Annotated in this window: 7 protein-coding genes; all 7 read right to left on the bottom strand. The window is 43.3% G+C overall.

Annotated features, from left to right (window positions below; all coding sequences use genetic code 11):
• On the bottom strand, positions 1-306 hold a 306-nt coding region (locus tag H5232_RS21560; RefSeq protein ID WP_182831489.1), incomplete at its 3' end, for a LysR family transcriptional regulator.
• A 359-nt stretch (positions 307-665) separates the two neighbouring features.
• On the bottom strand, positions 666-1,322 hold the full coding sequence (locus H5232_RS21565; RefSeq protein WP_145233269.1) for a 3-oxoacid CoA-transferase subunit B: 657 nt from the start codon (positions 1,320-1,322) through the stop codon (positions 666-668).
• A 12-nt stretch (positions 1,323-1,334) separates the two neighbouring features.
• Complete coding sequence (locus H5232_RS21570) at positions 1,335-2,033, bottom strand: CoA transferase subunit A (RefSeq protein ID WP_145233270.1); 699 nt, start codon at positions 2,031-2,033, stop codon at positions 1,335-1,337.
• Between the two features lie 54 nt (positions 2,034-2,087).
• On the bottom strand, positions 2,088-2,999 hold the full coding sequence (locus tag H5232_RS21575) for a hydroxymethylglutaryl-CoA lyase (protein WP_149982466.1): 912 nt from the start codon (positions 2,997-2,999) through the stop codon (positions 2,088-2,090).
• Positions 2,992-4,968, bottom strand: a complete 1,977-nt coding sequence (locus H5232_RS21580) for an acetyl/propionyl/methylcrotonyl-CoA carboxylase subunit alpha (RefSeq protein WP_182831490.1) — start codon at positions 4,966-4,968, stop codon at positions 2,992-2,994. Before H5232_RS21580 ends, H5232_RS21575 begins: the two co-directional genes overlap by 8 nt.
• 8 nt (positions 4,969-4,976) lie before the next feature.
• Positions 4,977-5,747 carry an enoyl-CoA hydratase/isomerase family protein gene (locus H5232_RS21585; protein ID WP_145233273.1) on the bottom strand — a complete coding sequence of 257 codons (771 nt, stop codon included), beginning with the start codon at positions 5,745-5,747 and terminating at the stop codon, positions 4,977-4,979.
• 10 nt (positions 5,748-5,757) lie between these two features.
• A partial coding sequence (locus tag H5232_RS21590) for a carboxyl transferase domain-containing protein (RefSeq protein ID WP_182831491.1) occupies positions 5,758-6,904 on the bottom strand: 1,147 nt, incomplete at its 5' end.

The raw sequence follows: 6,904 nt of genomic DNA on the forward strand, positions 1-6,904 counted from the left end.
GGCAAAAAACTCTGGCAAAGTAATGCTGATGGTTATATTTTCTTGCAGCTGACTAAATTCGTTAATGGTTTTTTCGAGTGCTTTTATAAGTGGTGATACCGAGTCATAAAAGTTTTTCCCCGCAGCTGTAAGTCTGATCGAGCGTGTTTGGCGCTCAAACAACTCAATCCCTAACTGTTCTTCTAGTTGCTTTATTTGATGACTAACAGCAGATGGAGTCAAATAAAGCTGATTGGCGGCTTCTTTAAAGCTTAGCGTTCTTGCCGCAAAACAAAATGAACGCAATCCTCTGATAGGTGTTTGCATAGTCGTTGCTAGTAATTCTCAATAACGTTAGTTAAGCAATTATTATCCCAATTTGCAAAAAACCTCTGCTTAAAGTATGGGAATAGGTAATATTTGCCAGAATGCCTAATAAATAGACTTTATTGGATTGTTTAATCTGCTATAAGTATTTAAATAGCTAATATATTAAGTTATTTCCGTTGCTTATTAAATTATATGTTTAAGCAATTTCAGTGATTTTCACAATCATGGGGCATTATACGCTATTTGTGTGACAAATTGGTGCAGCCAAAAAAAATCCCTCTTGCGAGGGATTTTGGGTAACTCAGCGCCATTGGCACTGGGAATGAGGTCGGTACAAGGTGGACCTGAGCGTTAAATTAAAAAACCATCTCAGGGATTTCACCATCAACAAGTAATTTACCTGCTGTTTTACTAATAATTTCATCAACTGACACGCCCGGTGCGCGTTCTAAAAGATGAAATGCGCCGTCTTTGACTTCTAACACGGCTAAATCTGTTACTATTTTCTTCACACAGTTAACACCAGTTAAAGGTAAAGAGCAACTTTCTAGCAGTTTCGAGTCACCATGTTTACTTGCATGGGTCATAGTAACGATAATATTTTTTGCACCAGCGACAAGGTCCATCGCGCCGCCCATGCCTTTGATCAACTTTTTAGGGATCATCCACGATGCGATACTACCGTTTTGGTCAACTTCAAATGCACCTAGAACAGTTAAGTCTACATGACCTCCACGGATCATTGCAAAACTATCTGCACTATTAAATATGGCTGCGCCTTTAGCTGCTGTCACGGTTTCTTTACCTGCGTTGATCATATCTGCATCAAGCTCTGCTTTAGTAGGGTATTGCCCCATGCCTAGTAAGCCATTTTCAGACTGTAACATCACCTCAATGTTATCAGGTACGTAGTTTGCCACTAACGTAGGAATACCGATACCGAGGTTAACGTAATAACCGTCTTGTAGTTCTTGTGCAACGCGCATTGCGACTTGTTCACGTGATAATGCCATAATTATTGCTCCTTAATCGCGAGTGGTTACACGTTCAATGCGTTTTTCAAAGTTACCTTTGATCACGCGATTAACAAAAATACCAGGGGTGTGAATTTGGCTTGGCTCAAGTTCGCCTGGTTCAACAATTTCTTCAACTTCAGCAACGGTAATTTTACCTGCTGTTGCGGCCATTGGGTTGAAGTTCATCGCCGTGTGTCGAAACACTAAATTACCATAACGGTCCGCTTTCCATGCTTTTACAATGGCAAACTCACCAGTGATTGATTCTTCTAAGATATAAGGGCGTCCGTTAAATTCTTTTACATCTTTACCTTCTGCCACAGGCGTACCGTAACCTGTTGCTGTATAAAAAGCAGGAATTCCAGCACCACCGGCACGCATTTTTTCAGCCAGCGTACCTTGCGGAGTAAGCTCTACATCAATTTCGCCGCTCAACAATTGCTGTTCGAATAGGGCATTTTCACCCACGTAGGAGGCAATAATTTTTTTAATTTGCTTGTCGTGCAATAAAATACCTAAACCAAAATCATCTACACCGCAGTTATTCGATACCACAGTAAGTTCTTTGGTTTGTTTACGTTTGATTTCGCTGATCAACCCCTCAGGGATACCGCATAAACCAAAACCACCAGCGATAATGGTATCGCCATCTTTTAAGCCTTCCATTGCAGCTTCATAACTTGAAACCACTTTATCGAAACCGGCCATGGGCCCACTCCTTATTTGTAATTATATGACTACTAATTTAAGGCTAAATATAGACTATTGATCAGTAGTTTGATTTTTAAGTGCCAAGGATACCTTGCTCACAGGTTGTTTATTTAATGCCGTGCAAATTGCCCAACCAGCTTTAGCCAGTCTTTCTAAATCAATTCCATGCTCTATGCCAAGTCCTTGTAGTAAGTAAACTACATCTTCAGTGGCAACATTTCCTGACGCACCCTTTGCATAAGGGCAGCCACCAAGGCCTGCAACCGCACTGTCAACCGTTGCTATACCTCGCTTTAAGGCAGTGTAAATATTTGTGAGCGCTTGACCATAAGTGTCGTGAAAATGAACAGCTAACAATGACTTATCAATTTCAGCTAGTAGCACGTCCAACAGCTCATCGACCTTTTTTGCGGTACCTACGCCAATAGTGTCACCTAGGCTTACTTCGTAACAACCAAGGTCTAATAACTTTTGACATACTTGTAGTACGCGCTGCGGATCGATATCGCCTTCGTATGGGCAGCCAAGCACACAACTAACATAACCACGAACACGAATATTATGTGATTTAGCAAAGGCCATTACATCAGTAAAGCGGGCTATGCTTTGGTCAATTGAGCAGTTAATATTTTTCTGACAAAAGGCTTCACTGGCAGCAGTAAAAATAGCAAATTCTTTAATACCTACAGCATGGGCTGCTTCTGCACCTTTTAAGTTAGGCGTAAGTGCCGTTAAATTAGTCGTAGGTAAATCAAGCGCACTGATCACATTGCTGGAATCGGCCATTTGTGGTACCCATTTCGGTGATACAAATGCGCCTGCTTCAATGTCTTTAATACCTGCATCAGCAAGAGCGTTAATTAAGGTTACCTTATCTTGAGTAGTTACTGCACGCTCGTTTTGTAAGCCATCACGGGCACCCACTTCAACAATGCGAACATGACTTGGTAGTGTACTATTCATCTGCTGCGCTCTCATCGCTGACAATTGCTAATAGGGCACCATGACTCACCAGAGCACCTTCTGCAAAACAATAGCTTTGCAATACACCATCATGGGGGGCGGTGAGCGTATCTTCCATTTTCATGGCTTCAATGATCACCACAGCATCACCTTTTGTGATGGTGCTGCCAACGTCAATAAGGTGTTTTACAACGGTACCGTTAAGTGGTGCTGCAAGCGGTAGGGCATCGCTTTCGTGATCACTGATATAGTGTTTATCAAAAATATCAAAGGTAGTTTGCAATGCTTTGTACATTACTGTGATGGTATTGTCTGCAGTAACCACATGGGCGATATGTTTATTGCCATTGATAAATACACTACACAGGTTATTGTCGATACTGCCAGAGGTTGTATAGTCAACCTCATCGATGCGGACTGTGTACCCCGCTTGATGAGCTGTTGCAGTGATCGCATTATCAACGAATGGCACCTTGATTGTTGCTTCTGCATTGAGTTTAAAACCAGCTAGACTGTCCCATGCGTTCTGAGTTCCTTGACGATTAAGCCCAGTTAAATAGCTAAATGCAGCTATAATGCGGCTACTAACAGCGTGTTGTTGATCAACTTTAAGCAACGCATCGCCTTGCTCTTCAATAAAGTGAGTATCAGGAGCGCCTTGCTTAAAGGTTGCATGGTTAGCAAGGGTGTGTAAAAAGCTCACATTACAACTAAAGCCCGCTAAATGAAATTGTTCAAGGGCTGTGCTTAATCGTGCTAAAGCTTGCTCGCGCGAGTCATCATGAACGATCAATTTAGCGATCATAGGATCGTAAAATGGACTGATCTCATCCCCTTGCATGATCCCAGTATCAATGCGTACATACTCAGATTGAACTGGTATATACAAGCCATTGATGGTACCAGAGCAAGGAATAAAGTCATTGCTTGGATCTTCGGCGTAAATACGCGCTTCAAAGCTGTGGCCCTGTAATTGGATATCACTTTGTTGCATGGGTAATGGGTTACCTGCGGCGACGTTAATTTGCCAATTAACTAAATCGACACCAGTCACCATTTCAGTAACAGGGTGCTCAACTTGCAGCCGGGTGTTCATTTCCATAAAGAAGAATTCATCGCCACACAGTAAAAACTCCACCGTGCCTGCACCTCGGTAATTGATCGCAAGTGCACAGCGTACTGCGGCTTCGCCCATTTCTTTACGTAGTTCGTCAGATAAACCAGGCGCAGGGGCTTCTTCAATCACCTTTTGATGGCGGCGTTGTAATGAACAATCACGATCACCTAAGTACACACAGTTACCGTGATTATCAGCAAACACTTGCACTTCAACATGGCGTGGTTTATTAACATAGCGCTCAAGTAGTACTAAGTCGTTACCAAAACCGGCGATTGCCTCACGCTGTGCACCTTGTAGAGCACTGATAAAGTCTTTTGCATGTTCAACCACGCGCATACCTTTACCACCGCCACCAAAGGCTGCTTTGATAAGCACTGGGTAACCAATTTTTTCAGCTTCAGCTTGTAAAAACGCAGGATCTTGTTTGTCACCATAATAACCAGGTACTAATGGTACATTCGCGGCTGCCATTATTTCTTTGGCGCGGGTTTTTGAGCCCATTGCTTCGATACTGCTCGCTGGTGGGCCTATAAACGCAATATTATTGGCTTCACAGGCCTTTGCAAATTCACTGTTCTCAGATAAAAAGCCGTAACCTGGGTGAATGCAATCAGCACCTGCATCCAGTGCTACTTGGATAATTTTATCAGCTACCAAATAGGAGTCTTTACTCGGCGCTGCGCCAATATGGTAGGCTTCATCGGCGAGTTTTACATGTTGTGAATTTTTATCTGCATCAGAGTAAACCGCCACAGTGGTTAAGCCCATTTGCTTTGCGGTACGCATAACCCGACAGGCAATTTCGCCGCGATTAGCAATAAGAATTTTTTGTAATGATTGTGTGCTCATGGTGATCCCTATTTTTGCCAATTTGGTGGGCGTTTTTCAAAAAAGGCAGATAACCCTTCTTGACCTTCTTCAGATACGCGAATTTTGGCGATACGCTCTGCGGTTAAATTTATGATTTGTTCATTAATATCATGGCCAGCTACATCGTTGATCAATTGTTTTGCTGCGCGAACCGCGACAGGGCCGTTGTTGATCAGTGTTTCGAGTAGTTGATCAAGCGCGCATTCAAGTTTACCGGTTACTTGATGAATTAAGCCTAATTGCTTGGCTGTGTGGGCATCAAAAATCTCAGCGGTTAAAAAATAACGACGTGCAGCGCGCTCGCCAATGGCTCTGATCACATACGGGCTGATTACAGCTGGAATAAGGCCAAGTTTTACTTCGCTTAAACAAAACTGTGCATTGTCTTGGCATATGGCTATGTCACAACAGGCAATTAAGCCCAGTGCGCCGCCAAATGCCGCGCCTTGCACAGCACATACCGTTGGCAGTGGGCTGCTGGCTAATACATGCATTAATTTGGCAAGTTGTTTTGAATCCGCAAGATTCTCACTGAAGTCATTGTTTGCCATGGACTTCATCCAATTAAGATCAGCCCCTGCAGAGAAATGCTCTCCCTCAGTTTTTAAAACAAGGGCGCGTACATTTAAGCTATTAGCATGCTCTATACATTGAATAAGTTCTTGGATCACTTGCTCGTTAAAGGCATTGCGCTTTTCAGGGCGACTTAAAACGAGTACAGCCACATTTGATTTAGTTATTTGTAGTGTTACTGACATACTCACGTCCTTACATTCTAAATACGCCGAATTGCGAATCACGTTTTGGTGCATTGGCTGCAGCACTGAGAGCTAAACCTAGCACACTTCGGGTATCTGCTGGATCGATGATACCGTCATCCCACAAACGGGCGCTGGCATAGTATGGATGACCTTGTTGCTCATATTGCTCGATAATCGGCTGTTTAAACTCGCTGATTTGCTGATCAGTCATGCTTTGGCCTTTGCGGGCTAAACCATCTTGCTTAACTTGCGCCATAACGCCTGCTGCTTGTTCGCCGCCCATCACAGAAATACGCGCATTAGGCCACATCCACATCATAGTCGGTTCAAACGCACGACCACACATGCCATAGTTACCTGCGCCATAAGAGCCGCCAATTAATACGGTAAATTTTGGAACATCAGCACACGAAACAGCCATCACCATTTTAGCGCCGTGTTTAGCAATGCCTTCGGCTTCGTATTTTTTACCTACCATAAAGCCGGTAATATTTTGTAAAAACACCAGTGGAATATTTCGTTGTGCGCACAGCTGTATAAAGTGCGCGCCTTTTTGAGCTGACTCACTAAACAAAATGCCATTGTTAGCAACAATCCCAACCGGATGACCATAGATTTTCGCAAACCCAGTCACTAAAGTATCGCCAAAGTAACGTTTAAACTCATCAAACGAAGAGTCATCCACGGTACGTGCAATCACTTCGCGAACATCAAATGGCTTTTTAAGATCGGTGCCAACAATGCCGTATAATTCGTTAATATCATAACGCGGTGCTTTTACTTGCTCTAATATTGGCGAAGTAGGGCGTTGATAATTAATTCGTTCAATACATTGGCGAGCAATTGATAACGCATGAGCGTCATTTTCAGCGTAATGATCGGCAACCCCTGATGTTTTACAGTGGACATCAGCGCCGCCAAGTTCTTCTGCGGTTACCTCTTCACCTGTAGCCGCTTTTACCAGCGGTGGGCCGGCTAAAAATATTGTGCCTTGCTCTTTTACAATGATGCTTTCGTCGGCCATTGCAGGCACGTACGCGCCACCTGCGGTACATAAACCCATAACGACTGCAATTTGTGGAATGCCTTTGCCCGACATACGCGCTTGATTATAAAAAATACGACCAAAGTGCAGTTTGTCAGGAAATACATCA

Origin of the sequence: Pseudoalteromonas sp. SG41-5 (genome assembly GCF_014164495.1) — a bacterium.
GTDB lineage: Bacteria > Pseudomonadota > Gammaproteobacteria > Enterobacterales > Alteromonadaceae > Pseudoalteromonas > Pseudoalteromonas rhizosphaerae.

Bases quoted from the DNA above. Each gene is read 5' to 3' on its own strand.
- H5232_RS21565 (WP_145233269.1), bottom strand. From the start codon at position 1,322: ATGGCATTATCACGTGAACAAGTCGCAATGCGCGTTGCACAAGAACTA.
- H5232_RS21570 (WP_145233270.1), bottom strand. From the start codon at position 2,033: ATGGCCGGTTTCGATAAAGTGGTTTCAAGTTATGAAGCTGCAATGGAA.
- H5232_RS21575 (WP_149982466.1), bottom strand. From the start codon at position 2,999: ATGAATAGTACACTACCAAGTCATGTTCGCATTGTTGAAGTGGGTGCC.
- H5232_RS21580 (WP_182831490.1), bottom strand. From the start codon at position 4,968: ATGAGCACACAATCATTACAAAAAATTCTTATTGCTAATCGCGGCGAA.
- H5232_RS21585 (WP_145233273.1), bottom strand. From the start codon at position 5,747: ATGTCAGTAACACTACAAATAACTAAATCAAATGTGGCTGTACTCGTT.